Below are 24,965 nucleotides of genomic sequence, written 5' to 3' on the forward strand. Positions count from 1 at the left end.
GCAGTAGTGAATTGACCTACTTCATAGAAGAAAGGTGCGTTCCAGATGTGGTGCAGACCGAATGGGATCAGAGAACGTTCAACGATACCGTAGATACCGAACGCCACTTCAGGAGACTGGTAAGCCGCCCACTCAGAGAATGCAGCGATACCGGCACCGATTGGTTGCCAGATAACAGCCAGAATACCAGCAACCACACACGCAGCCAGAGAGGTCACGATAGGAACGAAACGTTTACCACCGAAGAAACCAAGATAGGTTGGCAACTGGATAGTGTGGTATTTATTGAACAGCTGAGCGGCAACCAGACCCATGATAACGCCACCGAAAACACCCGTTTCAGTACCCGGAGCGACAACGCCCAGAACACGAACCATGGTCAGGTAACCCAGACCAGCAGCAAGAGCGGCTACCCCATCGTTTTTAGTAAAACCAAGTGCCACACCGATAGCGAACAGCAGTGACATGTTAGCAAATACACCCAGACCAGCTTCGCTCATAACCTGAGCGACAATATCAGGCAGGAATTTAGCGACTTCTGAGTTACCACCGATACCCAGCAGGATACCAGCAGCAGGCATACAGGCAACAGGAAGCATCAGGCTGCGTCCCATTTTCTGCATAGTACCAAATATGTTCATACGAACCTCCGATAATTAATCTTACTATTGACTAATAAGTAATATTTTAAGGATTTTTAAATAGGTTATTTTTAATTATCAGTGTGCTTAAATAAATTGCTTAGAGGGGGTACTAAGGAATAAAAATGTTCAATCACACCGAAAATAAATGAATTTAAATTAATGTCTTCTTGACGATAAGTATATTAATAGCTAGTGAGAAATTTTTTCGGGTTCCTCGTCACGTCGAACGTAACATAACGTAACATAGCGCAAGTCTTGCGTAAGAACATGGTAAAGTGCCTGTAAATTTCTATATTTGCTACCTATGAAAGCCTTACCAATGTTGGGTTTATATACTCAGGTAACCTCAGGATACTTATACAGGTAAGATTATTCTTTCTCGGGCAAGAAATCGGGCTCAGATCACAAAAAGAATTGTCTATCTCATTATTCGGAAACGAAATGAGTGAAAAATGGTGCCATTTATTAGATTCTTGACCCCATTGTAATCATTCAAGAAGTAATCAGGATGAACGGAAATATACATACCAATAAACGCATTCTTGTGGTTGATGATGATCAGGAGATCAGAGAGCTGCTGGATGAGTATCTGACCAAAGCAGGTTATACTGTGGTACTGGCATCAGAAGGCGAAGAGATGAAGCAGCGTCTGCTGGAAGGTGAACCGGATCTTATCCTGCTGGATGTGATGATGCCGGGGGATGACGGTTTTACACTATGCCAGTATGTTCGTAAATCTTCGAATGTTCCGATTATGATGCTGACCGCTGTGTCAGAAGAGACGGATCAGATTGTCGGTCTGGAAATCGGTGCGGATGACTATGTTGCAAAACCTTTTAGTCCACGCCAGTTAACTGCACGGATAAAGGCTCTTCTGCGTCGTACACAGGTGACGGAAGTGCCACAAAGCCGCCCTCAGATCATAAAGTTTGCCAATTGGCAGTTACATGTCCAGTCACATACGCTGAAAAATATGGATGATGGAGAAGAATTTGAGCTCTCTGGTAAGGATTTTACTCTGTTGATGCTGTTTCTGGAGCATCCGAATGAAATACTGGATCGGGATTCTATTTCACAGGTAATGAAAGGTCGTGATGCACTGCCGATGGAACGTGGTATCGATGTCCAGCTAAGTCGCTTGCGTAACCGGCTGGGAGACAGTGGTAAAAGTCCTAAACTGATCAAAACCATGCGTGGCGACGGATATATTCTGGCGGCTGATGTCACCTATGAAAATTGAGGATTATACCGAATGGTATCCAGAGGGATGGCGGCTGATAAAGGAACAGCTGGCACCGCTGATTCCCCGTTCTCTGGTCTCCCGAACCTTATGGCTGACACTGTTATCTGTGATCTTAGCTCAGTTGATCGCTACCGGGATCTGGTATACCCAGACCAAATACCGCGAACTGGAGGGCTTACGTTCGACTTCTGCCAGTATGGCGAACAACTTTGCTTCGACGGTTAACTATTTTCAGTCCCTGCCGACGGAATACCGGCATATTATTCTGGAACAGTTGCGTAATATGGGCGGTACCCGTTTTTTCGTCTCCTTTAATAAAGAGGAGATCGATATTGAGCCTATACCCAATAATGAGATGAAGCAGGCGGCTATTGAAGTATTTCAGGATGTACTGCAGGAAAAACTGCCCCGCCTGAAACATATCAATGTGGAATTTTCTCTTCCGGAAAGTCTGCATGTTCTTAGTAACGATATCTTGTTGAGTGACCTGCCTAAATCCTGGGCGCATTATACTCTGAGCCTTGAGCCACTTAATCCGCCGATATTGGTGGTACAGATTGAGCTGGCTAAGGATGAATGGTTTTATATTGCAGCCCTGTTACCGTCTCCTTATGTGATGATGGAAGATGAAGTTATTTCCAACCAACAGATCTTCTTTATTCTGTTTATTACCGCGTTGTTGATGATCTTTACCTATACTACGGTACGCAATCAGATTAAGCCGCTGAAACGTCTGGCTCAGGCAGCCAATGCGTTGAGTATGGATATCGATCAGCCGCCACTGAAAGAAGAAGGCGCTTCCGAGCTGATCACCGCAACCCAGGCTTTTAACCGGATGCAGATGCGCTTACGGCGTTATATCGAAGACAGAGAACGGCTATTCAGTTCAATTTCACATGACCTGAAAACCCCTATTACCCGTTTACGGATCCGGGCGGAGCTGATTGAAGATGAACAGCGGGCCGTGAAATTTAACCGGGATCTGGATGAACTGGAAATGATGGTTAAAGGGGCTCTTCAGGCAGTGAAAGATACGGATATCCACGAAAATATAGAAGAAGTCGATGTAATGGAACTGCTCTCTGGTATTGCCGAATTGCATAATCGTGAACAACCGAGAGTTCATGTTCATCCGGCTCTGCTTTTTCCATTCAGTTGTAAGCCATTGGCTCTGAAGCGCTGTTTATCTAATCTGATTGATAACGGTGTGAAATATGGCTACTACGTTACCGTGATCCCGTACGATACTCCGGAAGCTCTGGAACTGGTTATTAATGATGAAGGTCCAGGGATACCACAGGAGCAGATGGAGGATGTATTCAAGCCACATTTCCGTATAGCCACAGATAAAGATGGCCATGGCTTAGGGATGGGAATTGCAAAAAGTATAGTGCATGCTCATGGCGGTGAACTGACGATCCAGAACCGTAAGGAAGGTGGTCTGCAGGTTAGAGTCAGCCTGCCGAGGGCGGCATTAAGTTAATTTTTTTATTTTTTTTCAGGTAAGTTGAGTATGTTTGTCAGATTATTATTCCGGTTAGGTATCACACTGTTCAGCCTTTCCGTTTCAGCCAGTGAGCTGGAGGTTCTGCACTGGTGGACCTCCGGAGGGGAGGCTCGCTCGGCGCAGTTACTTAAGAGCACGATGGAGGCTCAGGGACATGTATGGAAAGATTTCGCTGTTGCCGGGGGCGGGGGTGAAAGCGCCATGTTGGTATTAAAAGCCCGGGCTGTTTCCGGTAACCCTCCGACAGCAGCACAGATCAAAGGGCATGATATTCAGGAGTGGGCAAAACTGGGTTTTTTAACCAGCCTGAATGATATGGCTCAGACTGATCAGTGGGACAGCCTGTTACCTGAAGTCGTGTCCTCTACGATGAAATACCAGAATAAATATGTGGCAGTTCCGGTCAATATTCACCGAACCAACTGGCTGTGGGCAAATCCGGAGATATTTCGCAAAGTCGGTGTCTCTCTTCCCCGTTCACTGGATGAATTCTTTGCTGTTGCCGATGCGATTAAGGCGGCCGGTTATCTTCCTCTGGCTCACGGCAGTGAGTCCTGGCAGGATGTGACTCTGTTTGAAGGTGTCGCTCTGGCGGTATTGGGAAAAGAAGGATACCGGAAGGCTTTTGTTGATCTGGATATGGAAACGCTCTCCAGTCAGAAAATGACGGAGGTATTTCGTTATTTTCTAAAGTTTCGTGACTATATCGATCCACAGGCACACGGCAGAGACTGGTCTGTTGCAACCAATATGGTTGGCAGTGGTCAGGCAGCCATGCAACTTATGGGAGACTGGGCCAAAGGTGAATTTACTGCCACCGGAAAAATAGCCGGTAAGGATTATGTTTGTATTGCGGCTCCGGGAACCGAGGGACTGTTTAGTTATAACATTGACAGTTTTGTCTTCTTTAAATCCCCGGAAGGGATCCAGAAAGAGGGGCAGGAGGCGTTGGCTCAGTCGATTATGGCACAGCCTTTTCAACGGGAGTTTAGTGCAGCTAAAGGTTCTCTTCCGGCCAGAACAGATGTTCCGGAAGAAAGCTTTGATCTTTGTTCCCGATCTTCTGTTTCCGCATTTCAGCAGGCATATCAGCATGATGGTCTATTGCCCAGCCTGTCTCAGAGTATGGCAACCACCAGTTACGTGCTGAGTGCCATTTCTGATGTGGTAACGAATTTTTTCCACGATGCAGATGCGGATCCGGAAAAAGCGGCAGATCGCCTGGCTCGTGCCATTAAAGCCGCTTTGTAAAAAAGCGTAATGTTGGAAACTGCAATTGCTGAACCACCAGTCCGCTAATAATCAGAAATAGTCCGCTAATGGTGGACGGGTGAATCGTTTCCCCGATGATCTGTGCCAGCAGAAACAGGGAGATAAAAGGCGATACAAAAATCAGATTACTGATCCGGGATGTATTTCTGGTTGATTTTAATGCGGTCAGCCAAAGCACAAAAGTGATGCCCATTTCGAACAATCCAACATAACTGACGGCTGCCCATTTGCTTAATGCGGATGGCCAGCCTGCCCCTTCATACAGGGTTAGTGCTACCGCAAACGGCAGTGCCAGACTGAACCCCAGCAATACGCTTACCAGCGGATCCGCCGTGTTTTTAGCATTGAGGATCCAGTAACCGGCCCATAGCAGGGTAGAAAGCAGAGCGAGTCCGACACCTAACGGGTTGTCGAAATGTAATGACAGAAGATGGCCTTTTGTTGCAATAATGACAACACCAGAATAGCCCAACAGGCAGGCCAGCCAGTCCTGTTTACGGATTTTTTGTCCCAGAAACAGCGCTGCCATGATGGTAAGGGTAACGGCCCAGCTGTAATTGATGGGCTGGGCCAGTGAAGCAGGAAGCAGCGTATAGGCTTTAAACAGGATCAGGTAGTAAGCTAACGGATTAATTAGGCCCAGCAACAGAAAATACAGAGGTCTGGCGGTGAATGTGGGAACTACCTGTTTCAGTTTTCCCTGCATGAAACAGAGTATCCCCAGTGTGAGAACCGATAGGGTACTGGCGACGGTCAGCATCTGAACCGGTGTGAACGCTGTCAGTGTGAGTTTAAATGCTGTCGCAACAGTTGACCACAGCAGTACTGCTGTAAGCGCAAAGCCGAATGCCCGGCGTTCATTGATCATCGATTTCTCCTTATGTGGATAAATCAGTTTAACGCTTTGATTCAAACAGTCTAGCATCCGTACTGAAGACACTCTGGTATAGACTCGATAAAAACTGGACATCCATCCAGTACATTAATACCATCAAACCAGTAACAACAGATGCAGGCTTAAATGATGCAATGGATGAGTGAATATCAGGACATCGTTCTGAGTGTACTGGCAGGCGGAGTTTTTTCTGCACTGTCCGTAGGATGGTGGATAAAACAGAAAATGCGCTTTCAGTATCAGTTGCTGGAGCAGCAGGCCGAGGCTGAGCAAAGGCTACTGCTCAGCAAAGTGACCACACTGGAGACATCTTTAGCGGAAGCTGAGGCAGAGCTGCATCAATTGGATGAAGAAAGGGATAGATCTGCCTTTGAGTTAAAGCAGTCACACGGCAACCTGATGGCTGCAATGGAAAAACTGCGCCATTTTGAGAATGTAGCTCAGGAACGCAGACAATTGTCAGAGCTGCTGGATATCGCCAGAGAGGATATCGGTCAGCTAAAAGCGGATCTTCGTGAGCAGGAAGCCCGACATCAGGAAGAAGCTAAAGCCAGCAGGGAAAAGTTGCAACTATTGGAGCAGGCGGAACAACGGCTGAAACAGGAGTTTGAGCAACTGGCAAATCAACTGTTTGAAGCGAAGACAGCCCGGGTTGATGAGCAGAATAAACTGAGTCTGGAACGCTTGTTGTCCCCCCTGAAAGAACAGTTGGAAGGGTTTAAAAAGCAGGTTAGTGATAGTTTCGGGACAGAGGCAAAAGAACGTCATACTTTGGTACATGAGATCCGTAACCTGCAAAAACTGAATGAACAGATGACTCAGGAAGCGCTGAATCTGACACAGGCACTGAAAGGTGATAATAAGCAGCAGGGTAACTGGGGTGAGGTGGTACTTGCTCGTGTGTTGGCCGAGTCCGGCTTGCGTGAAGGGCACGAATATGAAACTCAGGTCAGTTTACAAAACGAGGCTGGTAAACGTTATCAGCCGGATGTTATTGTTCATTTACCGGATAATAAGCAGGTCGTGGTCGATTCTAAAATGGCGTTGGTCGCGTACGAACGTTATTTTCATGCTGAAAATGATACCGAACGACAGCAGGCGTTGAGTGCTCATCTTAGTGCATTGCGGGCACATATCAAGGGTCTGAGCCTGAAAGATTATCAGCAGTTGAAGGGGATCCGCAGCCTGGATTATGTGCTGATGTTTATTCCGGTAGAGCCGGCTTTTCAGCTTGCGATTGAAGCAGACCCGAGCCTTGTTCGGGATGCGATGGACAGCAATATTATACTGGTCAGCCCAACGACTCTGTTAGTGGCTCTGCGTACGATCGATAATCTGTGGCGTAATGAGCGGCAGAATCAGAATGCTCAGTTGATTGCGGAACGAGCCGCCCGTTTGTATGACAAACTGCGTCTGTTTCTGACGGATATGGAGCAGATGGGAACGGCTTTGGATAAAGCCGGGCAGTATTATCAGGGAGCGATGAATAAATTGTCCACCGGACGGGGTAATGTGCTACGTCAGGCGGAAGGTTTCAAAGAACTTGGTGTGGAGATTAAACGTCCTATCCCGGATAATTTATTCCGGGAAGAAAGGGCTCAGTCTCGGCCACCGGCATTAAATCCTGTGCTTGCAGAAAGACATCCGGATGAGGATACAGTAAACTGAATACGCAATCCTTTGATGTCGCTGAAACAAAGGCAAAGGGATTTTAGTGAGGATAAAAATGACGGATATAAGTTTAGATTCAGGGGTCGTAGTTCAGACTGAGGAAACGACTCACTTTGGGTTTCAGACCGTAGCAAAAGATAAAAAAGCAGAAAAAGTGGCGGATGTATTTCATTCTGTTGCCGGTAAATATGATCTGATGAATGATCTGATGTCTGGTGGAATCCATCGGATCTGGAAGCGTTTCACTATTGATTGCAGTGGAGCCAGACCCGGTCAGCGGATGTTGGATCTTGGTGGTGGAACCGGGGACTTGACCGCTAAATTTTCCCGTATTGTCGGAGAAAAAGGACAGGTTATTCTGGCTGATATTAATAATTCGATGCTGAATGTCGGGCGTGACAAGTTGCGGGACAGCGGTATCGTGGGTAATGTGCATTATGTGCAGGCAAATGCGGAAGAGCTGCCTTTTCCGGATGACTATTTTGACTGCATTACGATTAGTTTCTGCCTGCGCAATGTGACGGATAAGGAAAAGGCGCTGCGTTCTATGTTCCGGGTATTGAAACCGGGTGGTCGCCTGCTGGTTCTGGAATTCTCCAAACCAAAATTTAAAACCTTATCTAAAATTTATGATGCCTACTCTTTTCATTTATTACCGAAAATAGGCAAACTGGTTGCCAACGACTCAGACAGTTACCGTTATCTGGCGGAGTCAATCCGCATGCATCCGGATCAGGAGACACTGAAAAATATGATGGATGAAGTCGGGTTTGAAAATACTAGCTATTACAACCTTACGGGTGGTATTGTCGCCCTGCACCGCGGCTTTAAATTCTGAGATTAACAGCCAGAGAGCACCTTATGCCTATAGAGCCCTTTGCAACCGGAATAATTGAGACAGCACTGAATACGCTGATTAATGACAATCCTGAATATCGCAGGCGGCTCTTGCGGCTGAAAGGACAGGTGTTGCAATTGTACATCCAGGACCTGAACCGGACTTTGACCTTTGTTTTCAGTCATCAGGTAGATGTACTATCCCGTTATGAGGGAGAGGCGGACTGCGTACTGTCTCTGAGTATGACGGTGTTGCCGGAATTTCGTCAGCGACCGGATATTACCCGTTTGATCAAAGAAGATAAGCTGGATTTACAGGGTGATCATCAGTTAGCCCAGCAGTTTGCTCAACTGATGGCTGACTGCAAACCGGATCCGGAAGAGTGGTTGTCGCGGGTAACGGGTGATGTGGTTGCCCATACTCTGGTGCGGGGAGTGAAAGATATAAATTGTTGGGTAAAACAACAGGCAGAAAAAAAGCAGGCGCATCTGGCAAAGGCATTGACTGAGGAGTGGAAACTTGCTCCGGCTCCACTTGAGATTGCTTATTTCTGTGAGCAGGTGGATGAGCTTGGTAAAGCCGTCCGGCAGGCTGAAGAGCATCTGAAGGCATTATCAGATCTGGCCGGCAAACAAGCATTAAAACCACAGAGTAACCAAAGACAATGACGCTTACAGAATTTCGTCGCTTATGTCGCATTATCAATGTTCAGCTTGAATACGGGCTGGATGAACTATTGCCACAGCATCAGTTAACTAAAACCCCCTTACTGCTCCGAAAAGCCCTGTTCTGGATAAAAAACCGGCATCAGGATAAACCCTTAGGGGTTCGCCTGCGTCTTGCCTTACAGGCTTTAGGTCCTGTCTGGATCAAATTTGGCCAGATGATGTCTACGCGGCGCGATCTGTTTCCTCCGCATTTGGCTGATCAACTGGCGTTGTTGCAGGATCAGGTCGAAGCATTTGACGGTGAACTGGCCAGACAGTACATGGAATCCGCGTTAGGGGGAAAGCTGGAGAACTGGTTTACCGATTTTAACATAATTCCGCTGGCATCGGCTTCGATTGCACAGGTTCATACAGCCCGTCTGAAAGAAAATGGTCGGGAAGTGGTATTGAAAGTGATCCGCCCGGATATTCGTCCGGTGATTGATGCCGATATTAAGCTGATGTATCGTCTGGCTCGTATCGTTTCCAGAGTCTTACCTGCCAGCCGGCGTCTGAAACCGGTTGAGGTGGTGTATGAATATGAAAAGACTCTGCTCGATGAGCTGGATCTGCGCCGGGAGGCGGCCAATGCAATTCAGCTGCGCCGTAATTTTACCGGTAGTGAAGAGCTCTATGTGCCGGAAGTGATTTCTGAATTCAGCAGTGAAACCCTGATGGTTTCAGAACGTATTTACGGGATTCAGGTATCGGATATCGAGGGGCTGAAGGCCAACGGTATCGATATGAAGCTGCTGGCAGAACGAGGTGTTTCCGTTTTCTTTACTCAGGTATTTCGCGACAGTTTTTTTCATGCAGATATGCATCCGGGTAATGTTTTTGTTAATCCGGCGAATCCGGATAATCCGCAGTGGATTGGTCTGGACTGCGGTATTGTCGGTACCCTGAACAGGGAAGATAAACGATATCTGGCAGAGAACCTGCTGGGATTTTTTAATCGCGATTACCGAAAGGTTGCACAGCTGCACGTTGATTCCGGATGGGTGCCGGCTGAGACTAATATTGACGAATTTGAAGCGGCTTTACGGATCGTTTGTGAACCTGTTTTTGCCAAACCTCTGGGCGAAATATCCTTTGGCCATGTTTTGCTGAATTTATTCAGTGTGGCTCGTCGCTTCAATATGGAAGTTCAGCCACAATTGGTGCTGCTGCAAAAAACATTACTATACATTGAGGGACTGGGACGACAGCTGTATCCAGAGCTGGATTTATGGGAGACCGCTAAACCTTTTCTGGAAAAATGGATGGCAGATCAGGTCGGTCCGCAGGCTGTACTCCGGGCGATCCGGGAGAAGGCTCCTTTCTGGGCTGAGCAGTTGCCTGAGTTGCCGGAATTGCTCTATGACAGCCTGAAACAGAGTACTGTCATTAATCAGAAGATGGCAGAGTTCTATCATGGATATCGGGAAACAAAAAAACAACAGGCGACGGGTAAGCTGTTGGCAGGAATGGGGTCAACGTTAGTTATCTGTTCTGCAATATTGGCAACAACCTCTTATAGTCAGTTTACTCTGGGCTGTGGTATTGTCGGGCTCACACTTTGGCTATTTAGCTGGCGGATACTCAGGAAATAGTCGTAAGATAATGGTTACTAATGGATAAATAAATTCTCAGAGGTGAATGACATGGGTGGGATCGGTATTTGGCAGCTTCTTATTATTGCCGTCATTGTTGTATTGCTCTTTGGCACTAAAAAATTGCGTAATATTGGTGGTGATCTGGGATCTGCTGTAAAAGGATTCAAGGATGCGATGAGTGATGATAATGAGGATAAAAAAGACGCAGATTTCGGTCAGAGTCATATTGAGACAAAAAAAGTATCCACATCTGAAACTGAAAGTAAGAAAGACAAAGAACAGGGCTAATCCGTGTTTGACATCGGTTTTTGGGAGCTGGTACTGATATCTGTTATTGGACTGGTCGTGCTGGGACCGGAACGTCTTCCGGTGGCAATTCGTACTGTTGTGCGTTTTATTCATGCTGCACGAACAATGGCAAACGGAGTCAAAGATGAGCTGTCCCATGAATTGAAAATTCAGGAATTACAGGACAAGCTGAAACAGGCACAAAAAGAGGCTACAGAGCTTGATCCTGAGCTGCAGTCTTCTGTTGATGAAGTGAAGCAGGTTGTTCTCCGTGCAGAAGATACACTCCATCATCCAACTGTTTTTAAGCCGAAAGAAGAAGGAGAAAAGGTTCGTGCTGAGGAAGACGTGGATAACAAACCGGGATCATTCTGATCAGACCGCCATGCGATGTTGTGTATTATGAGGTTCTAATATGTCGTCCGTTGAACAGACACAACCATTGATCAGCCATTTGCTGGAATTGCGTAACCGTCTGCTTAAAGCTCTGGTAGCGATTCTGGTGGTATTTCTCGGGCTGATTTATTTTGCCACGGATATCTATGACTTTATTTCCGCACCTCTGGTTGAACGGTTGCCGGAAGGGGCAACCATGATTGCAACCAATGTTGCTTCACCTTTCTTTACTCCATTGAAACTGACGCTGGTAACCTCTGTTTTTGTTGCTGTGCCGGTTATTCTCTATCAGGTATGGGCATTTGTCGCTCCCGGGTTGTATAAGCATGAGCGCAGACTGATTATGCCGTTAATGTTTTCCAGTTCGCTGCTGTTTTATTGCGGCGTCGCTTTTGCTTATTTTGTGGTTTTTCCACTGGTGTTCAGTTTCTTTACGGCTATTTCTTTGGGGGGGGTGGAATTTGCTACTGATATCACCAGTTATCTGGATTTTGTACTGGCTTTGTTTCTGGCTTTTGGTATCGCTTTTGAAGTTCCGGTGGCTATTATACTGCTGTGCTGGACAGGTGCAACAGAACCGAAAAGCCTGGCGGAAAAACGGCCGTATATTATTGTCGGAGCCTTTGTTGTCGGTATGATGCTGACACCTCCGGATATCATTTCTCAGACGCTTCTGGCTGTTCCTATGTGCCTGTTGTTTGAAGTCGGGCTGTTTTTCTCCCGTTTTTATGTGCGCAAAGATAACAGAGAGGCAGTTTAAAGACGGAATAAGCGTTTCGCATTCTCCGTTGTGATCTTATCGACTTCTTCCGGACTGATTTCTTTCAGCTCAGCAACCCTGTGTTGTACCAGTGCTGTATAGGCTGGTTCATTGCGTTTGCCTCTGTGTGGAGTCGGAGCCAGATAAGGGCTGTCGGTTTCCAGGATAATATTGCGCATATCCAGATGAGGAATGACCTTATCCATACCGCCGTTTTTAAATGTAGTCACTCCTCCCAGCCCAAGATGAAAGCCAAGATCTGTAATGGCTTTTGCTTCTTCTGTACTGCCGCCAAAGCAGTGAAACACACCGGTTAATTGCCCGTTTTGTTCCTGACGGAGCAGAGACAGGGTTGCATCAATAGAATCCCTAGTGTGGATCACAACAGGAAGACCCATATCTTTAGCCCAGTTCAACTGGGCAATAAATGCTTCTTTCTGTTCGGAAAAATAGGTCTTATCCCAGTAAAGATCGATACCAATTTCACCGACTGCAATAAATGTATGTCGCTCAAACCATAGATGCATTTCTGATAGTGTTTTTTGGTAATCAGCATTTACATCACAGGGATGCAACCCCATCATGGAATAACAGATCCCCGGGTATTGTGTTTCCACATCCAGCATGGGATGGATTGAGTCCAGATCGATATTGGGCATCAAAATCTTTTCTATACCGGTGGCTAAAGCGCGCTGTATGACTTCGTCTCTGTCATTGTCGAACTTATGGTTATAAATATGAGCATGGGTATCGATCATTGTGCTTTCCGTTATTTCCAGAGAGAGGACAGAGCGGAGTATATCGGATTTTGTGCTCTGAAACCTCGAATATGCTCAAGGTGGTGATATGATTAATTCAAATCAAAAGAAAGATTAGGAGAAAGATTGTGACAGTATCTGTTCAGGGACAATTCCCGGCACGCCGTATGCGCCGGATGCGTAAACATGATTTTAGCCGCAGACTGATGGCAGAAAACCAGTTGTCGGTCAGTGATTTGATCTATCCGATGTTTGTCCTGATGGGAAAAAATCGTCGTGAAAAGGTAGACTCTATGCCTGGTATTGAACGTCTTTCTATCGATCTGGTGATAGAAGAGGCACAATTGCTGGCTAAGTTGGGTGTACCGGCAATCGCACTATTTCCGGTGGTAAATCAGGATGCTAAAACCGTGGATGCGGAAGAAGCATATAATCCGGAAGGATTAGTGCAGCGTGCTGTTCGGGGTTTGAAAGAGCATGTGCCGGAAATGGGGGTAATTACAGATGTAGCGCTGGATCCATATACAACCCATGGTCAGGACGGCATTATTGATGAAAATGGTTATGTGCGGAATGATGAAACGACCGCCGTATTGATTAAACAAGCGCTGTCGCATGCGCAAGCCGGTGCCGATGTGGTTGCACCGTCCGATATGATGGATGGCCGTATTGGTAAAATTCGCGAGGCTCTGGAAGATGCGGGTTATATTCATACACAAATTATGGCGTATTCTGCTAAGTATGCTTCGCATTACTATGGTCCTTTCCGGGATGCAGTCGGTTCCGCCTCTAATCTGAAAGGTGGAGATAAGAAAAGCTATCAGATGGATCCGGCTAATAGCGATGAAGCCATTCATGAAGTTGCCATGGATATCAGTGAAGGTGCTGATATGGTAATGGTGAAACCAGGTATGCCGTATCTGGATGTGGTTCGTCGGGTGAAAACAGAGCTGCAAGTGCCGACGTTTGCTTATCAGGTGTCCGGAGAATATGCAATGCATAAGGCTGCGATTCAGCACGGCTGGCTGAAAGAGAAGGAGACAGTACTGGAGTCATTACTCTGTTTTAAGCGTGCCGGAGCCGATGGTATCCTGACGTATTTTGCTAAAGAGGTAGCACTCTGGCTGGCAGAGGATGCCGCCCAGAATAAAGAAACCGAAGAGTAAGAAAATTAAATGAGAAAAAGTCTCATTTAATGCTTGACCCGCAAATGAGAATTGTTATTATTAATCCGTCTTAGGGAATCAGTGAAAGGTTCAGAAGATAGCTTTTTCGGTTTCTTTTTACCTGACACGGTATTCTTGAATGACACGACATTGCTCACATTGCTTCCAGTGTAATTTAATAGCTTACCAGGCTAGCTGATACATTCTCCGATGTTTCAGTGATTGCCATTCTGCTAGGCGACATCGAAAGATGTCGCTTTCTTTTATCTGGTGATTTGATTCCTGTTGATGTTATTAGCTTTAGGATCATTATAATCTTTTCCACATCACCAGATCGTTAACAGATCTTTTCAAAAAGGATCCTTGTTTGTTTAACTCATTGTATTTAAATGGCTTTGTTTTTAGATTTCTCTCTTTTTTTCTGTTTAATAATTAGACGATCATAAAATACAAACAGACTTATCCACAGATGGCCGATGACTTTTTCTTTATCTGTGCAGGGTTTGTGACTCATCTGATGTAAGCTTGCATGGAATCAAAACCGGGTTCATGGCATCCTAAACAGAATTTTTATAGCATCGGATAGCAACACCCATGGCAAGTATTCCTGAAAATCCACTTATTCTTATCGATGGTTCATCATATCTGTATCGTGCATTTCATGCCTACCCCGGAACGATGAGTAACGGCGACATTCCAACCAATGCTGTGTATGGTGTGGTGAATATGATTCGCAGTATGATGCGCCAGTTTCCGGTTGAACGTATCGCGGTTATTTTTGATGCCAAAGGCAAGACTTTTCGTGATGACCTCTATCCTGCCTATAAGGCTCATCGTCCTCCGATGCCCGATGATTTGCGCTGCCAGATAGAACCTCTGTATCAGGTCATTAAGGCAATGGGACTGCCTTTGATTTCTGTTCCGGGTGTTGAAGCTGATGATGTGATTGGCACGCTGGCGACACAGGCGTCAAAAGCGGGTATACCCGTTCTGATCAGTACTGGCGATAAAGATATGGCTCAGTTGGTGGATGAGAATATTACCCTGATCAATACCATGACTAATGTTGTAATGGATCGGGAAGGTGTAGTGGAAAAATTTGGTATTCCTCCCGAGCTGATTATTGATTACCTGGCTTTGATGGGGGATAAAGTCGATAACATTCCTGGTGTGCCGGGGGTGGGTGATAAAACAGCAACAGCACTGTTGCAGGGGATTGGCGGACTGGATCGGCTTTATGAGAATCTGGATGATATCGCTCCGCTTGGTTTCCGTGGTTCCAAAACCATGGCAAAGAAACTGCAGGATAACCGGGAAAATGCTTTTCTTTCCTATCAACTGGCAACCATTAAATTGGATGTGGTGCTGGAAGAAACCCCACAGTCATTGCTGAAAGCTCAGCCGGACAGAGATGAGTTGATTAAACTCTATGGACAACTGGTGTTTAAATCCTGGCTGAACGAATTACTGGAGGGGGGCGATGGCAGAGTGCAGGCAGATGAACAATCCGGGCGTACAATTTCTTCTGTTGTATCTTCATCATCAGTCGCGGTTGCCGATACCTCGGCTGTGACGATTGATCGCAGCCGGTATGTTACCATTCTGGACAAAGATACCTTTAATCAGTGGCTGGATAAACTCATAACAGCAGAGCTGTTTGCCTTTGATACCGAAACCGACAGCCTGGATTATATGGTTGCGAATCTGGTTGGTGTTTCGTTTGCTACGGAAGAAGGAGAGGCCGCTTATGTTCCTGTGGCTCATGATTATTTGGGGGCACCTGAACAACTAGACAGAGACTGGGTACTGGAGCTGCTGAAGCCTCTGCTGGAAGATGAGCAGAAAGCCAAAGTCGGACAAAATCTGAAATATGATGCCAGTATCGTCGCCCGCTATGGTATAGAGATGCGTGGTATGCGGCATGACACGATGCTGGCTTCTTACGTTTATAATAGTGTTGGCGGAAAACATGATATGGACAGTCTGGCACTGCGTTTTCTGCAGCACAGCTGTATTTCCTTTGAATCTGTTGCCGGAAAAGGTAAGCAACAACTGACGTTCAATCAGATTGACCTGGAACAGGCCGGACCATATGCTGCTGAAGATGCGGATGTGACCTTACGTCTGCATCATCGTTTGTTCAGTAATATTGAGCAGGATGAGAAGCTGCAAACTGTCTATAAAGAGATAGAAATGCCTTTAGTGCCGGTACTTTCCCGAATGGAGCGTAATGGTGTTCTGATCAATGATATGCTGTTGGGCGCTCAGTCTCAGGAAATTGCAGTTCGTCTGGATGAGCTGGAACAGAAAGCGTATGACATTGCCGGTCAGGAGTTTAACCTGAGCTCACCGAAACAGTTACAGGCTATTCTGTTTGAACAGATGGGGCTGCCTGTGATCAAGAAAACCCCTTCCGGAGCACCGTCGACCAATGAAGAAGTTTTGCAGGAACTGGCACTGGACTATCCGTTACCCAAGTGTATTCTGGAATATCGCGGGCTGGCAAAACTGAAATCTACCTATACGGATAAATTACCGAAGATGATCAATCCGGAAACTGGCCGGGTGCACACCTCGTATCATCAGGCAGTAACGGCTACGGGACGTCTTTCATCAACCGATCCTAACCTGCAGAATATCCCGATCCGCAATGAAGAAGGACGCCGTATTCGTCAGGCATTTGTTGCTCCTCACGGCTGGAAGATTTTGGCGGTGGATTATTCGCAGATTGAGCTGCGTATTATGGCACATTTATCCGGTGATAAAGCTTTGCTGGATGCCTTCAGGGAAGGAAAAGACATTCACGCCGCGACAGCAGCAGAGGTTCTGGGGCTGGGTATTGAACAGATCAGTAGTGAACAGCGCCGCCGGGCAAAAGCGATTAACTTCGGACTGATTTATGGAATGAGTGCATTTGGACTGGCCAAACAGTTGGGTATTCCTCGAAGTGAAGCCCAGTCTTATATGGAGACCTATTTTGAACGGTATCCGGGAGTGATGCAGTATATGGAAGATACCCGCTCTCAGGCATCAGAGCAGGGATATGTTGAAACCTTGTTTGGTCGTCGCTTGTATCTACCTGAAATTCAATCCCGTAATGGTATACGCAGAAAGGCGGCTGAAAGGGCAGCCATCAATGCCCCTATGCAGGGCACCGCTGCTGATATTATTAAAAAAGCCATGCTACTGGTAGATGAGTGGATTCAGACCGAAGGTGACGGGCGTGTTCGTTTGTTGATGCAGGTGCACGATGAACTGGTTTTTGAAGTGGAGGCTTCGGCACTGGCTGAAGTTGAAATAAAAGTACAGAAACTGATGGAGTCAGCTGCTTCATTGAACGTACCGTTGGTGGCCGATGCCGGACATGGTGATAACTGGGATCAGGCACACTAGACATTTTTGAACTTAAAATTGCAAAATAATATGAGCCAGCGCACAGTCGCTGGCTTTTTATTGTAAAAAATAAAGTCTCTTTTTCTTCAGTTGGTTATGTATTTTTTGATTAAAAGTGTGAAAAAAAATTACAAAAAGCCTTTGCAACATCGGGTAATTGTTGTACATTAACTCTCGTAGGGTACAGAGGTAAGATGTTCTATCTTTCAGACCTTTTGTTTCACGTTATTGGATTAGGCTGATTCAGCCGCCCCGGTCAGTTTTTGACCGGGGCGTTTTTTATTGGGCGAAAGAAAAAGTTTTATTCCAAAAAAACATTTCAACTCATTGTTTTTAAATAATTTTATATTAAATTCTTTTCTATTTTTTCTTTATCTTCTTTCTGCAACCATGCTGTCTTCGGCATATTTATCGTGGTAAAAGAAATATCTTCAGACATTATCTCTGCTTGTGTACGACATAGCGTACGAAATCCACACAAAATACCATCTGAAATTTTCATACAGAAAACAGATAATAATTTACACAGAAAAACAAGTAACAAAGTGTAACTACAGGTAAGTTATAACAGCCGAAAGAAGTTGAGAGCAGATCTGGACAGAAAAAAAGATTTAAGATGCATCAGACTTGAGTTTTGATCGTAAATGATGAATGATTCACCACATAACAATAATAATATCTCTTAATTCTCTCCCGTTGCCCCACCTGGATGGTGGGGATTTTTGTTTTTCAGGACGACAAGAACTGGCGTAGAAAGTGGATCACGCCTCACTTTCTGGTGTGTCGTTCTGTTGAGTATCTTCTGTTTCTGCGGCTAACCGGGCTTCTATCGCCGGTGTAAACCATTCGTCCAGCTTGTTGCGTAGTTGATCCACACCAATACCTTTGAGAGATGAGAACACATCAACACGAACATCCCCGCAGAAAGCCAGAGCCGCTTCACGGATTTTCAACAGCTGGGCTTTACGGGCTCCGCTTTTGAGCTTATCCGCTTTGGTTAACAGTACCTGTACCGGAATATTGCTTTCTACAGCCCAGTAGATGAGCTGCTGATCCAGATCTTTCATCGGGTGGCGGATATCCATTAATACCACCAGTCCTTTCAGGCACTCACGCTTTTGCAGGTATTCGCCCAGAGATTTTTGCCATTTAAGCTTCATTTCGACGGGAACCTGAGCGAATCCATATCCCGGCAGATCCACAATATGACAGTCTTCTTCTACTTTAAACAGGTTAATCAACTGAGTCCGTCCCGGCGTTTTACTGGTTTTGGCCAAATTACGCTGGTTGGTCAGACGGTTTAGCGCACTGGATTTACCGGCATTAGAACGCCCTGCGAATGCAACCTCAATTCCGGCATCTTCCGGAAGATGACGGATATCAGGGGCACTGGTTATAAAGTGGGTATTCTGATAATGAATTTTTACGCTCAAAGTGTACTCCGCTTGACTTGAGTTGATACTTTTCGATGCTTTCGGGTGGAAAATAACCACGCCGGTCAATTAAGGGCGCTGATTATAGCACGACAGCCGCGTTTATCTTTTACTCTATTTGCCGTATCTGGTAAATTTCTCCTCCCAGTCAGAGGATGTCATTATGCACTCGTGTCCCTTATGCAAAGCGGCTCATGCCGATTTTTACTTTGAAGATAAGCGCCGGCAGTATTACCAGTGCAATCATTGTAGTCTGGTGTTTGTACCGCCAGATATGCGGCTGAATGCTAGAGAAGAAAAAGCGATGTATGATCTGCATGATAACTGTCCGGATGATCCTGGCTATCGCCGGTTCCTTTCCCGGATGGCTGCGCCTATGCTGGAAAGGATCGCTCCTGCATCCGATGGATTAGATTTTGGTTGCGGTCCTGGTCCAACGTTGTCACTGATGTTGGAAGACGCAGGGCATACGATGGCGTTGTATGACGTCTACTACTATCCTGAGCAGAAGGCTTTGGAAAGACAGTACGATTTTGTAACGGCCACTGAAGTGATAGAACATCTCTATCAGCCGGATATGGTGTGGCAGCAATGGTTGAATTTAGTTAAGCCGGGTGGCTGGCTTGGTATTATGACTAAGCAGGTCAGAGATGCAGAAGCATTTGCTGGATGGCACTATAAAAATGATATTACCCATGTCTGTTTTTATAGTCGTGCTACGTTTCAGTATCTGGCAGAGCGGGATAAGCTCCAACTTGAATTTATTGGCAATGATGTAATTTTACTGAGGAAACCCCAGTAATGAGTCGAAATAAGAAATCCAGAAAACCGGGATCAACGGGAGATGTTGATCTGATAATTACCCGCAACCGCTCGCAGTCGGATGTGGATGGCCGTTTGCGCAAGAAAGAAAAGAAGCGTAAGGGGCTGAAAACTGGCAGTCGCCATTCAGAAGGGGTAGAAGCCAGACAAAAAGGCACAGCTCAGGTGAAAGATCCACGTTTGGGCAGTAAGAAAAAGATCCCGCTGGTGGTGGAAGTAAAATCGAAAAACACTAAGCAGCAACGTCGCTTATCAGCAGAAAAAGAGCTGGAAATGCTGGAGAATGATGCACAATTGAATGTCTTGCTGGATCGGATTGAAAATGGTGAGAAGCTGGGTGCTGGCCTGCAGAGTTATGTGGATCAGAAACTAGACCGGATTGAACTTCTGATGAAGCAACTTGGGTTGTATGAAGCGGAAGAAGAACCGGAAGATATTGAGCCACAACTTCCGACCGTTAAAAGCAAACTTCAAAAAACGTCTTCAGATGACGAGCTGCTTGCTCAGTTTGAAGATATTAATCTGGATGACTTTAAAGGATAGCTGCAATGAATGTAACCCTATATATCTTTGCTGGTGGTGTGATCATTCTGATACTGGCGATGTATGCGGGTTATTTATGGCGGCAGGTAAAAAAACAGCATGACCTGAGACAGACGGCTCAGGCCATCGCTATTGATAAACGCAATGCAAACATTTTTAATCATGTGGATACCCTTTGCATGGTCGGTATCCGGCAGCAGTGCGATTTAGCTGAAATCAGTATCCGTCTTTGTTGCATGCTGGAGTTTGTTCAGGGAACGTCTCGAATTGATGTTGAGCAGCAGTATCCGGCGACGTTTGAGCTGTATACGACAGTGAAAAATATGGCTCGTGGAGATGTGAGACAATTACTGAGCCGACAGGAACGGATGAAACAGAATCGGATCCGATATCAGGCTGAATCACGGTTGGCTTCAGTTATTACAACTGAGCTGGAGCAACTAAGAAACCAGATCCAGCCTTTGATGCAGGCTCCGGAACAGACGTTATCTGTTGTCAGGCAGACATAGCCCTGATTTTGAGTGAATAAAATCATAAAAATACGATTAATTCAGGTGGGTTAGTGATCACGCTAGCACTTCTGAATGTTTTTTATTCAAAATCATTTGACGACTCTGCTGCTATCATATTGATATGGCAAAATATCTATACACACAATAATAATTTATACCAGTCAGCACAAAAGTAGTAAGTAAAAATGGGACAAACACTATGTCTAGTGAGCAAATAGTCTGGGATCAGGCTGTTTTAGATAAATACAATTATTCGGGACCCAGATACACGTCTTATCCGACGGCTTTGGAGTTCCATGAAGCGTTCACCATCGCTGAGTTCGATATGGCATGTACTCAGTACCCAGAGCGCCCGTTGTCCATCTATATCCATATTCCTTTTTGTCACAAGCTCTGCTATTTCTGTGGCTGTAATAAGGTGATTACCCGCCATTCGCATAAGGCGGATGAGTATCTTGATTCTCTGGAACATGAGATTCGTCAGAGGGCATTCTTACTGAATGAGCGCCGGGTAACGCAACTGCATTTTGGTGGTGGTACGCCAACATTTCTGTCAAAGAAGCAGTTCAGCCGTCTGATGGCGATCCTGCGAGGTGAATTTTATTTTGAGCCGGATGCTGAAATCAGTATCGAGGTTGATCCACGAGAAATCGAACTGGATATGCTGGACCATCTGCGCTCAGAAGGTTTTAACCGGCTAAGTATCGGTGTTCAGGATTTTAGTAAAGAGGTTCAACAAACGGTTAATCGAGAACAGGATGAGGATTTTATCTTTGCGATGGTTGAGCGAGCCCGTGATCTGGGGTTCCGCTCGACTAATCTGGATCTGATTTATGGTTTGCCGAAACAGACAAAGTCATCGTTTGCACAAACTCTTGCGAGGGTTCTGGAGATGAAGCCAGGCAGGCTGTCGGTCTTTAACTATGCGCATATGCCTCAGTTGTTTGCTGCTCAACGGAAGCTGAGAGAAGAAGATATGCCCCCGGCGGAAGAGAAGATGGCTATTTTACAGCTGACTATTTCAATGCTGACCGAGGCCGGTTATCAGTTCATCGGTATGGATCATTTTGCTCTGCCGGATGATGAGCTGGCGGTGGCACAACGAAAGGGTGTTCTGCACCGTAATTTTCAGGGCTATACAACACAGGGTGACTGTGATCTGGTTGGATTCGGTGTGTCAGCGATTTCTATGATCGGTGACTCTTATGCTCAGAATCAGAAAGATCTGAAACAGTATTACAATCAGGTTGATGAGATGCGTCATGCGTTATGGAAAGGCCTGTCTCTGGATGATGATGATTTGTTACGGCGAAAGGTGATCAAATCACTGATCTGTAATTTTAGTCTGAATAAGCAAGTGATCGAAAAGCAGACCGGTATCCGGTTTGATCAATATTTTGCTGAGGATCTGACTCTGCTGAAAACCTTTATTGACGACAAACTGGTAGAAGTGACTGAGCAGGACATTAAGGTGACAGCCAGAGGACGGTTGCTAATCCGCAATATTTGTATGTGTTTTGATAAATATTTGCGCGACAGAGCAAGACAACAACAATTTTCCCGGGTGATCTAAGCCAAGGAGGAAAACCGACTGTGCCGTAGAGGCGCAGCCGGGTATATGGAAAGGCTTTTCTTAATAGTAAGAGTGCTCACCTCGGGCATGTTCGGTTATATCCCGTACCGCTGTCAGTTCATCCTCAAACATTTGCAGCAGTTCTTTTTCCACACCATCTTTCAAAGTCATATCCACCATCGAACAACCATTACAGCCCCCGCCGAACTGAATAACGGCAACACCTTCATCAGTAATTTCGTGCAAGCTGATAAAGCCGCCATGACTGGCTAGTTGTGGATTGATCTGGCTCTGAATTGCATAGTCAACTCGTTCCATAAGTGGTGCATCGTCGGCGACTTTGCGTGTTTTTGCATTCGGTGCTTTCAGTGTTAACTGAGAGCCCATTTTATCCGTTATATAATCGATCTCTGCTTCTTCCAGAAAAGGTAGGCTGAGTTCATCGACAAAAGCAGAAAAGGCATCATACTGCATTTCTGTATCACTGCTTTCTACCGCTTCTTTCGGACAATAAGATACACCGCATTCCGCATTGGGTGTGCCCGGATTAACAACAAATACGCGGATGTTTGTTCCTTCAGGCTGTTGCTCCAGCAATTTGCTGAAGTGAGCCTGTGCTGCTTCACTGATAGTAATAATATTTGATTCTGACACGATAAATACCCGACTGTTTTCGTAGGTTATTAGATTTTATTTTACTCTTGCCACGCTTGGTTTCCAGCTTTTTTTGAGCCATCATCGTTCCGATGATGGCTCGGGTGTGCGGCAGACACAATAAATATCGATGGTTTTTACTCCGACATCAAGCAGTTGGGAACACAAATGTCGTATTGTACTGCCTGTTGTCACAACATCATCCACAATTGCGACATGCGAATAAAGGGGGCTGTGGCGCAGAACAAATGCGTCTTTCAGGTTGCTCTCTCTTTCTTTTTTATCCAGCCCCTGTTGTGGAGGTGTTGCCTTGATGCGCTTAAAAAGACGGCTATCCAACCGGGTTGGATAGCCGGAGCGGATCAATTCTCGGGAGAGATAGTAGCTAAGCCGTTCACTCTGGTTGAATCCCCGTTTCAGTTGTCGTTTCCAGTGCAGGGGAACACAGGTAATTAACGGTGCTGGCTGACTGATACGAGGTGCGAGCAGGTAAGCCAGATCCCGGGATAGCTCTGGTTTTTGCTGATGTTTTAACTGATGAATATAACCGGAAAGCGGGAACTGGTAATCCCCGACACAGAAAAGACGCTGCCAGGGCGGAGGGCTGCTAAGGCACTGGCCGCATAGAGACGTTTCAGCCAGCGTCGGCAGCCCGCAGCGCAGACAGCGTGGGGAAGGCTGAAAGTAATTCAGACAATGAGGGCACCAGATGGTCTGATTGAGTGACGGGAGTGGGAGACCACAAAGATGGCAGAGTGAGGTACAATGGTGGTGAATACAATGTCGGAACATAAGTGTTGTCGTGTTATATCTGCTGAACAGGCAACCAGAATACGGCAGTTTTTTATCGCAGCAGCATGAACAAAGTCGTAGAGGTTTAGAACATGAGCTCATCTTTATACTGGCAGAGAGAAGGAGCTGGCGAAGATTTGGTTCTGGTTCATGGCTGGGGCATGAACGGAGCTGTCTGGCAGCAGACCGTTGATGTCCTTTCTTCTTGTTTTCAGGTGCATGTTGTTGATCTGCCGGGTTATGGCTACAGTGCCGGATGTCATGCCGGCAGCCTGCAGGAGATTGTTGAACAGCTTCTGGCAGAAGCCCCTGAGCAGGCGATCTGGGTTGGCTGGTCCTTGGGGGGACTGATTGCTACGCATATTGCTTTGAATTATCCGCAAAGAATAAAAAAACTGGTGACGGTTGCCAGCTCCCCGAAATTCTCTGCGGAAAAGCCGTGGCGAGGGATCCAACCGAAGGTACTGGCTGCTTTTACTGACCTGCTGTCACAGGACTTTGCTGTCACTGTTGAACGTTTTATGGTCTTACAGGCGATGGGAAGTCCCACTGCAAAGCAGGATATCAAGGCGCTGAAACAAGCGGTGCTGTCACGTCCGGAACCGAATCCGGGTGCATTGCAGCTGGGGTTGGGTTTGCTGGCGGATATCGACTTACGCTCTCAGTTGAAGGGGATTTGTCAGCCTTTTCTGCGTTTATATGGTCGGTTAGATGGACTGGTGCCGGTTAGCGTTGCAGAAGACGTCACTGTACTACATCCGGATAGCAAACCGTTTACGTTCGCAAAATCGTCACATGCGCCGTTTATGACAGAGTTGGATGAATTTTGTGCACAACTGCTGCTTTTTAGTGGTAAATAATTGAGCGATCCGGCCGATAAAGAATCTGACCGGCCCGGTAGTTTTCTGTCTTCAGAAAAGTGTCCGGTTCCGGTGGTATCAGGCGGTGAGAGGACGGACATATATCTGTCAGCTTAACGACTGATTGAAAATGAAGGAGGTTTGTCATGATTGTGTCGCCGACCAATGTGAACGTGCCACTGATTGCCCCTTCGGTCAATGTTCCTACTGAGCAGGTTGCCCGGGATAACCGTATTCGGGAACCCGTAAGACCGCCAGTTGAACTGACGAAAACCGCGGCAGAAAAAAAGGTCAAGGCAGAAGATAAACGCCGGAGACAAACTGTCTGGGATCCGTCTGACCACCCTGATTATGAACTGGACAATGAGCGAAGCACGTCATCGGATTATCATGAGGAACCGAAAGACCGGCTGGCTCGGCTGTTTGAGCTGATAGCTCTGCAAACATATGCCGAGAAACAGGGGATGGGTTACACCATACGATTCCGCTTACCGCGAAGTTTATTATTGTCGGCGATTATACAGGGCAAGATGGAGCGACGCCGTACAGTGATCAAATATCACTATGGTCATGCTGTCGCACCAAATACACCTTCTGAGGTGATAGCGGTGCTGTAGAGAGCTGAATCTCAGGATTTAGTCAA

25 protein-coding genes are annotated in these 24,965 nt (G+C 46.2%); 19 read left to right on the forward strand and 6 right to left on the reverse strand.

Features of this window, described 5'->3' with window-relative positions; all coding sequences use genetic code 11:
• Positions 1 to 641: PTS transporter subunit EIIC (locus tag CSW98_RS15090; RefSeq protein WP_198517348.1), on the reverse strand; the 641-nt coding region annotated here is incomplete at its 3' end.
• Positions 642 to 1,164: 523 nt separating this feature from the next.
• On the opposite strand from CSW98_RS15090, the gene CSW98_RS15095 reads away from it, so the two are divergent.
• The 3 genes from CSW98_RS15095 to CSW98_RS15105 are packed head-to-tail and all read left to right on the forward strand — an operon-like array spanning position 1,165 to position 4,645.
• A complete protein-coding gene (locus CSW98_RS15095; protein ID WP_100801474.1) occupies positions 1,165 to 1,884 on the forward strand; it encodes a response regulator in 720 nt (239 codons plus the stop codon).
• Positions 1,874 to 3,370: an ATP-binding protein gene (locus tag CSW98_RS15100; RefSeq protein ID WP_100801316.1), complete on the forward strand. Its 1,497-nt coding sequence runs from the start codon at positions 1,874 to 1,876 to the stop codon at positions 3,368 to 3,370. The genes CSW98_RS15095 and CSW98_RS15100 overlap by 11 nt, the downstream gene beginning before the upstream one ends.
• A 30-nt stretch (positions 3,371 to 3,400) precedes the next feature.
• Complete coding sequence (locus CSW98_RS15105; RefSeq protein WP_100801317.1) at positions 3,401 to 4,645, forward strand: ABC transporter substrate-binding protein; 1,245 nt, start codon at positions 3,401 to 3,403, stop codon at positions 4,643 to 4,645.
• Here CSW98_RS15105 and CSW98_RS15110 read toward each other — a convergent pair.
• Positions 4,629 to 5,531: a DMT family transporter gene (locus tag CSW98_RS15110; protein ID WP_100801475.1), complete on the reverse strand. Its 903-nt coding sequence runs from the start codon at positions 5,529 to 5,531 to the stop codon at positions 4,629 to 4,631. The two genes, CSW98_RS15105 and CSW98_RS15110, sit on opposite strands and share 17 nt — an antisense overlap.
• Positions 5,532 to 5,690: 159 nt before the next feature.
• On the opposite strand from CSW98_RS15110, the gene rmuC reads away from it, so the two are divergent.
• From rmuC to tatC, 7 genes are read left to right on the forward strand one after another with little or no spacing between them, the layout of a single operon-like run.
• On the forward strand, positions 5,691 to 7,229 hold the full coding sequence (gene rmuC, locus CSW98_RS15115) for a DNA recombination protein RmuC (RefSeq protein ID WP_100801318.1): 1,539 nt from the start codon (positions 5,691 to 5,693) through the stop codon (positions 7,227 to 7,229).
• A gap of 58 nt (positions 7,230 to 7,287) precedes the next feature.
• A complete protein-coding gene (ubiE, locus tag CSW98_RS15120; protein ID WP_100801319.1) occupies positions 7,288 to 8,070 on the forward strand; it encodes a bifunctional demethylmenaquinone methyltransferase/2-methoxy-6-polyprenyl-1,4-benzoquinol methylase UbiE in 783 nt (260 codons plus the stop codon).
• Positions 8,071 to 8,093: 23 nt separating this feature from the next.
• Positions 8,094 to 8,738, forward strand: a complete 645-nt coding sequence (locus tag CSW98_RS15125) for a ubiquinone biosynthesis accessory factor UbiJ (RefSeq protein ID WP_100801320.1) — start codon at positions 8,094 to 8,096, stop codon at positions 8,736 to 8,738.
• The gene (gene ubiB, locus CSW98_RS15130; RefSeq protein ID WP_100801321.1) at positions 8,735 to 10,369 is read left to right on the forward strand and encodes a ubiquinone biosynthesis regulatory protein kinase UbiB; all 1,635 of its coding nucleotides are present in this window, start codon (positions 8,735 to 8,737) and stop codon (positions 10,367 to 10,369) included. Before CSW98_RS15125 ends, ubiB begins: the two co-directional genes overlap by 4 nt.
• A 51-nt stretch (positions 10,370 to 10,420) precedes the next feature.
• Positions 10,421 to 10,660 carry a Sec-independent protein translocase subunit TatA gene (gene tatA, locus CSW98_RS15135; protein WP_100801322.1) on the forward strand — a complete coding sequence of 80 codons (240 nt, stop codon included), beginning with the start codon at positions 10,421 to 10,423 and terminating at the stop codon, positions 10,658 to 10,660.
• Positions 10,661 to 10,663: 3 nt separating this feature from the next.
• A complete protein-coding gene (gene tatB, locus CSW98_RS15140; RefSeq protein WP_100801323.1) occupies positions 10,664 to 11,035 on the forward strand; it encodes a Sec-independent protein translocase protein TatB in 372 nt (123 codons plus the stop codon).
• A gap of 40 nt (positions 11,036 to 11,075) precedes the next feature.
• On the forward strand, positions 11,076 to 11,816 hold the full coding sequence (gene tatC, locus CSW98_RS15145) for a twin-arginine translocase subunit TatC (protein WP_100801324.1): 741 nt from the start codon (positions 11,076 to 11,078) through the stop codon (positions 11,814 to 11,816).
• Here tatC and CSW98_RS15150 read toward each other — a convergent pair.
• Positions 11,813 to 12,574 (reverse strand): TatD family hydrolase, encoded by a 762-nt coding sequence (locus CSW98_RS15150; RefSeq protein WP_100801325.1) that lies wholly within the window; start codon positions 12,572 to 12,574, stop codon positions 11,813 to 11,815. The genes tatC and CSW98_RS15150 overlap by 4 nt on opposite strands.
• A gap of 128 nt (positions 12,575 to 12,702) precedes the next feature.
• On the opposite strand from CSW98_RS15150, the gene hemB reads away from it, so the two are divergent.
• From hemB to spfP, 3 genes are all read left to right on the forward strand, one after another.
• Positions 12,703 to 13,740 (forward strand): porphobilinogen synthase, encoded by a 1,038-nt coding sequence (hemB, locus tag CSW98_RS15155; protein WP_100801326.1) that lies wholly within the window; start codon positions 12,703 to 12,705, stop codon positions 13,738 to 13,740.
• Between the two features lie 594 nt (positions 13,741 to 14,334).
• On the forward strand, positions 14,335 to 17,133 hold the full coding sequence (polA, locus tag CSW98_RS15160; protein ID WP_100801327.1) for a DNA polymerase I: 2,799 nt from the start codon (positions 14,335 to 14,337) through the stop codon (positions 17,131 to 17,133).
• Positions 17,134 to 17,327: 194 nt separating this feature from the next.
• A complete protein-coding gene (gene spfP / locus CSW98_RS17900) occupies positions 17,328 to 17,375 on the forward strand; it encodes a small protein SpfP (RefSeq protein WP_438356636.1) in 48 nt (15 codons plus the stop codon).
• A gap of 519 nt (positions 17,376 to 17,894) precedes the next feature.
• Here the strand turns inward: spfP and yihA are convergent.
• Positions 17,895 to 18,566, reverse strand: a complete 672-nt coding sequence (gene yihA / locus CSW98_RS15165; protein WP_100801328.1) for a ribosome biogenesis GTP-binding protein YihA/YsxC — start codon at positions 18,564 to 18,566, stop codon at positions 17,895 to 17,897.
• 163 nt (positions 18,567 to 18,729) lie between these two features.
• Between yihA and CSW98_RS15170 the strand changes: the two genes are divergently transcribed.
• The 4 genes from CSW98_RS15170 to hemN all read left to right on the forward strand — a co-directional run bounded on the left by CSW98_RS15170 (position 18,730) and on the right by hemN (position 22,016).
• On the forward strand, positions 18,730 to 19,368 hold the full coding sequence (locus CSW98_RS15170; protein WP_100801329.1) for a methyltransferase domain-containing protein: 639 nt from the start codon (positions 18,730 to 18,732) through the stop codon (positions 19,366 to 19,368).
• Positions 19,368 to 19,931 (forward strand): Der GTPase-activating protein YihI, encoded by a 564-nt coding sequence (gene yihI, locus CSW98_RS15175; RefSeq protein ID WP_100801330.1) that lies wholly within the window; start codon positions 19,368 to 19,370, stop codon positions 19,929 to 19,931. Before CSW98_RS15170 ends, yihI begins: the two co-directional genes overlap by 1 nt.
• A 5-nt stretch (positions 19,932 to 19,936) precedes the next feature.
• On the forward strand, positions 19,937 to 20,440 hold the full coding sequence (locus tag CSW98_RS15180) for a DUF2489 domain-containing protein (RefSeq protein ID WP_100801331.1): 504 nt from the start codon (positions 19,937 to 19,939) through the stop codon (positions 20,438 to 20,440).
• Between the two features lie 202 nt (positions 20,441 to 20,642).
• Positions 20,643 to 22,016, forward strand: coding sequence for an oxygen-independent coproporphyrinogen III oxidase (gene hemN / locus CSW98_RS15185; protein ID WP_100801332.1), 1,374 nt, complete (start codon positions 20,643 to 20,645; stop codon positions 22,014 to 22,016).
• 60 nt (positions 22,017 to 22,076) lie between these two features.
• Here hemN and nfuA read toward each other — a convergent pair whose 3' ends face one another.
• Positions 22,077 to 22,670 (reverse strand): Fe-S biogenesis protein NfuA, encoded by a 594-nt coding sequence (nfuA, locus tag CSW98_RS15190; protein WP_269799027.1) that lies wholly within the window; start codon positions 22,668 to 22,670, stop codon positions 22,077 to 22,079.
• Positions 22,671 to 22,751: 81 nt separating this feature from the next.
• The gene (locus CSW98_RS15195; protein ID WP_100801333.1) at positions 22,752 to 23,462 is read right to left on the reverse strand and encodes a ComF family protein; all 711 of its coding nucleotides are present in this window, start codon (positions 23,460 to 23,462) and stop codon (positions 22,752 to 22,754) included.
• Between the two features lie 92 nt (positions 23,463 to 23,554).
• On the opposite strand from CSW98_RS15195, the gene bioH reads away from it, so the two are divergent.
• Together bioH and CSW98_RS15205 are read left to right on the forward strand one after the other, a co-directional pair.
• A complete protein-coding gene (gene bioH, locus CSW98_RS15200) occupies positions 23,555 to 24,322 on the forward strand; it encodes a pimeloyl-ACP methyl ester esterase BioH (protein ID WP_100801334.1) in 768 nt (255 codons plus the stop codon).
• Between the two features lie 146 nt (positions 24,323 to 24,468).
• The gene (locus CSW98_RS15205; RefSeq protein WP_100801335.1) at positions 24,469 to 24,939 is read left to right on the forward strand and encodes an ATP-dependent Lon protease; all 471 of its coding nucleotides are present in this window, start codon (positions 24,469 to 24,471) and stop codon (positions 24,937 to 24,939) included.
• Positions 24,940 to 24,965: the final 26 nt, after the last annotated feature.

The sequence above is a fragment of the Vibrio sp. HA2012 genome (assembly GCF_002812955.1).
GTDB lineage: Bacteria > Pseudomonadota > Gammaproteobacteria > Enterobacterales > Vibrionaceae > Vibrio.

What these genes read in the sequence shown, in the direction of transcription:
- CSW98_RS15100 (WP_100801316.1), top strand. Translation starts at nt 1,874, where the DNA reads ATGAAAATTGAGGATTATACCGAATGGTATCCAGAGGGATGGCGGCTG.
- CSW98_RS15105 (WP_100801317.1), top strand. Translation starts at nt 3,401, where the DNA reads ATGTTTGTCAGATTATTATTCCGGTTAGGTATCACACTGTTCAGCCTT.
- rmuC (WP_100801318.1), top strand. Translation starts at nt 5,691, where the DNA reads ATGCAATGGATGAGTGAATATCAGGACATCGTTCTGAGTGTACTGGCA.
- ubiE (WP_100801319.1), top strand. Translation starts at nt 7,288, where the DNA reads ATGACGGATATAAGTTTAGATTCAGGGGTCGTAGTTCAGACTGAGGAA.
- CSW98_RS15125 (WP_100801320.1), top strand. Translation starts at nt 8,094, where the DNA reads ATGCCTATAGAGCCCTTTGCAACCGGAATAATTGAGACAGCACTGAAT.
- ubiB (WP_100801321.1), top strand. Translation starts at nt 8,735, where the DNA reads ATGACGCTTACAGAATTTCGTCGCTTATGTCGCATTATCAATGTTCAG.
- tatA (WP_100801322.1), top strand. Translation starts at nt 10,421, where the DNA reads ATGGGTGGGATCGGTATTTGGCAGCTTCTTATTATTGCCGTCATTGTT.
- tatC (WP_100801324.1), top strand. Translation starts at nt 11,076, where the DNA reads ATGTCGTCCGTTGAACAGACACAACCATTGATCAGCCATTTGCTGGAA.
- CSW98_RS15150 (WP_100801325.1), bottom strand. Translation starts at nt 12,574, where the DNA reads ATGATCGATACCCATGCTCATATTTATAACCATAAGTTCGACAATGAC.
- polA (WP_100801327.1), top strand. Translation starts at nt 14,335, where the DNA reads ATGGCAAGTATTCCTGAAAATCCACTTATTCTTATCGATGGTTCATCA.
- CSW98_RS15170 (WP_100801329.1), top strand. Translation starts at nt 18,730, where the DNA reads ATGCACTCGTGTCCCTTATGCAAAGCGGCTCATGCCGATTTTTACTTT.
- yihI (WP_100801330.1), top strand. Translation starts at nt 19,368, where the DNA reads ATGAGTCGAAATAAGAAATCCAGAAAACCGGGATCAACGGGAGATGTT.
- CSW98_RS15180 (WP_100801331.1), top strand. Translation starts at nt 19,937, where the DNA reads ATGAATGTAACCCTATATATCTTTGCTGGTGGTGTGATCATTCTGATA.
- hemN (WP_100801332.1), top strand. Translation starts at nt 20,643, where the DNA reads ATGTCTAGTGAGCAAATAGTCTGGGATCAGGCTGTTTTAGATAAATAC.
- CSW98_RS15195 (WP_100801333.1), bottom strand. Translation starts at nt 23,462, where the DNA reads ATGTTCCGACATTGTATTCACCACCATTGTACCTCACTCTGCCATCTT.
- bioH (WP_100801334.1), top strand. Translation starts at nt 23,555, where the DNA reads ATGAGCTCATCTTTATACTGGCAGAGAGAAGGAGCTGGCGAAGATTTG.
- CSW98_RS15205 (WP_100801335.1), top strand. Translation starts at nt 24,469, where the DNA reads ATGATTGTGTCGCCGACCAATGTGAACGTGCCACTGATTGCCCCTTCG.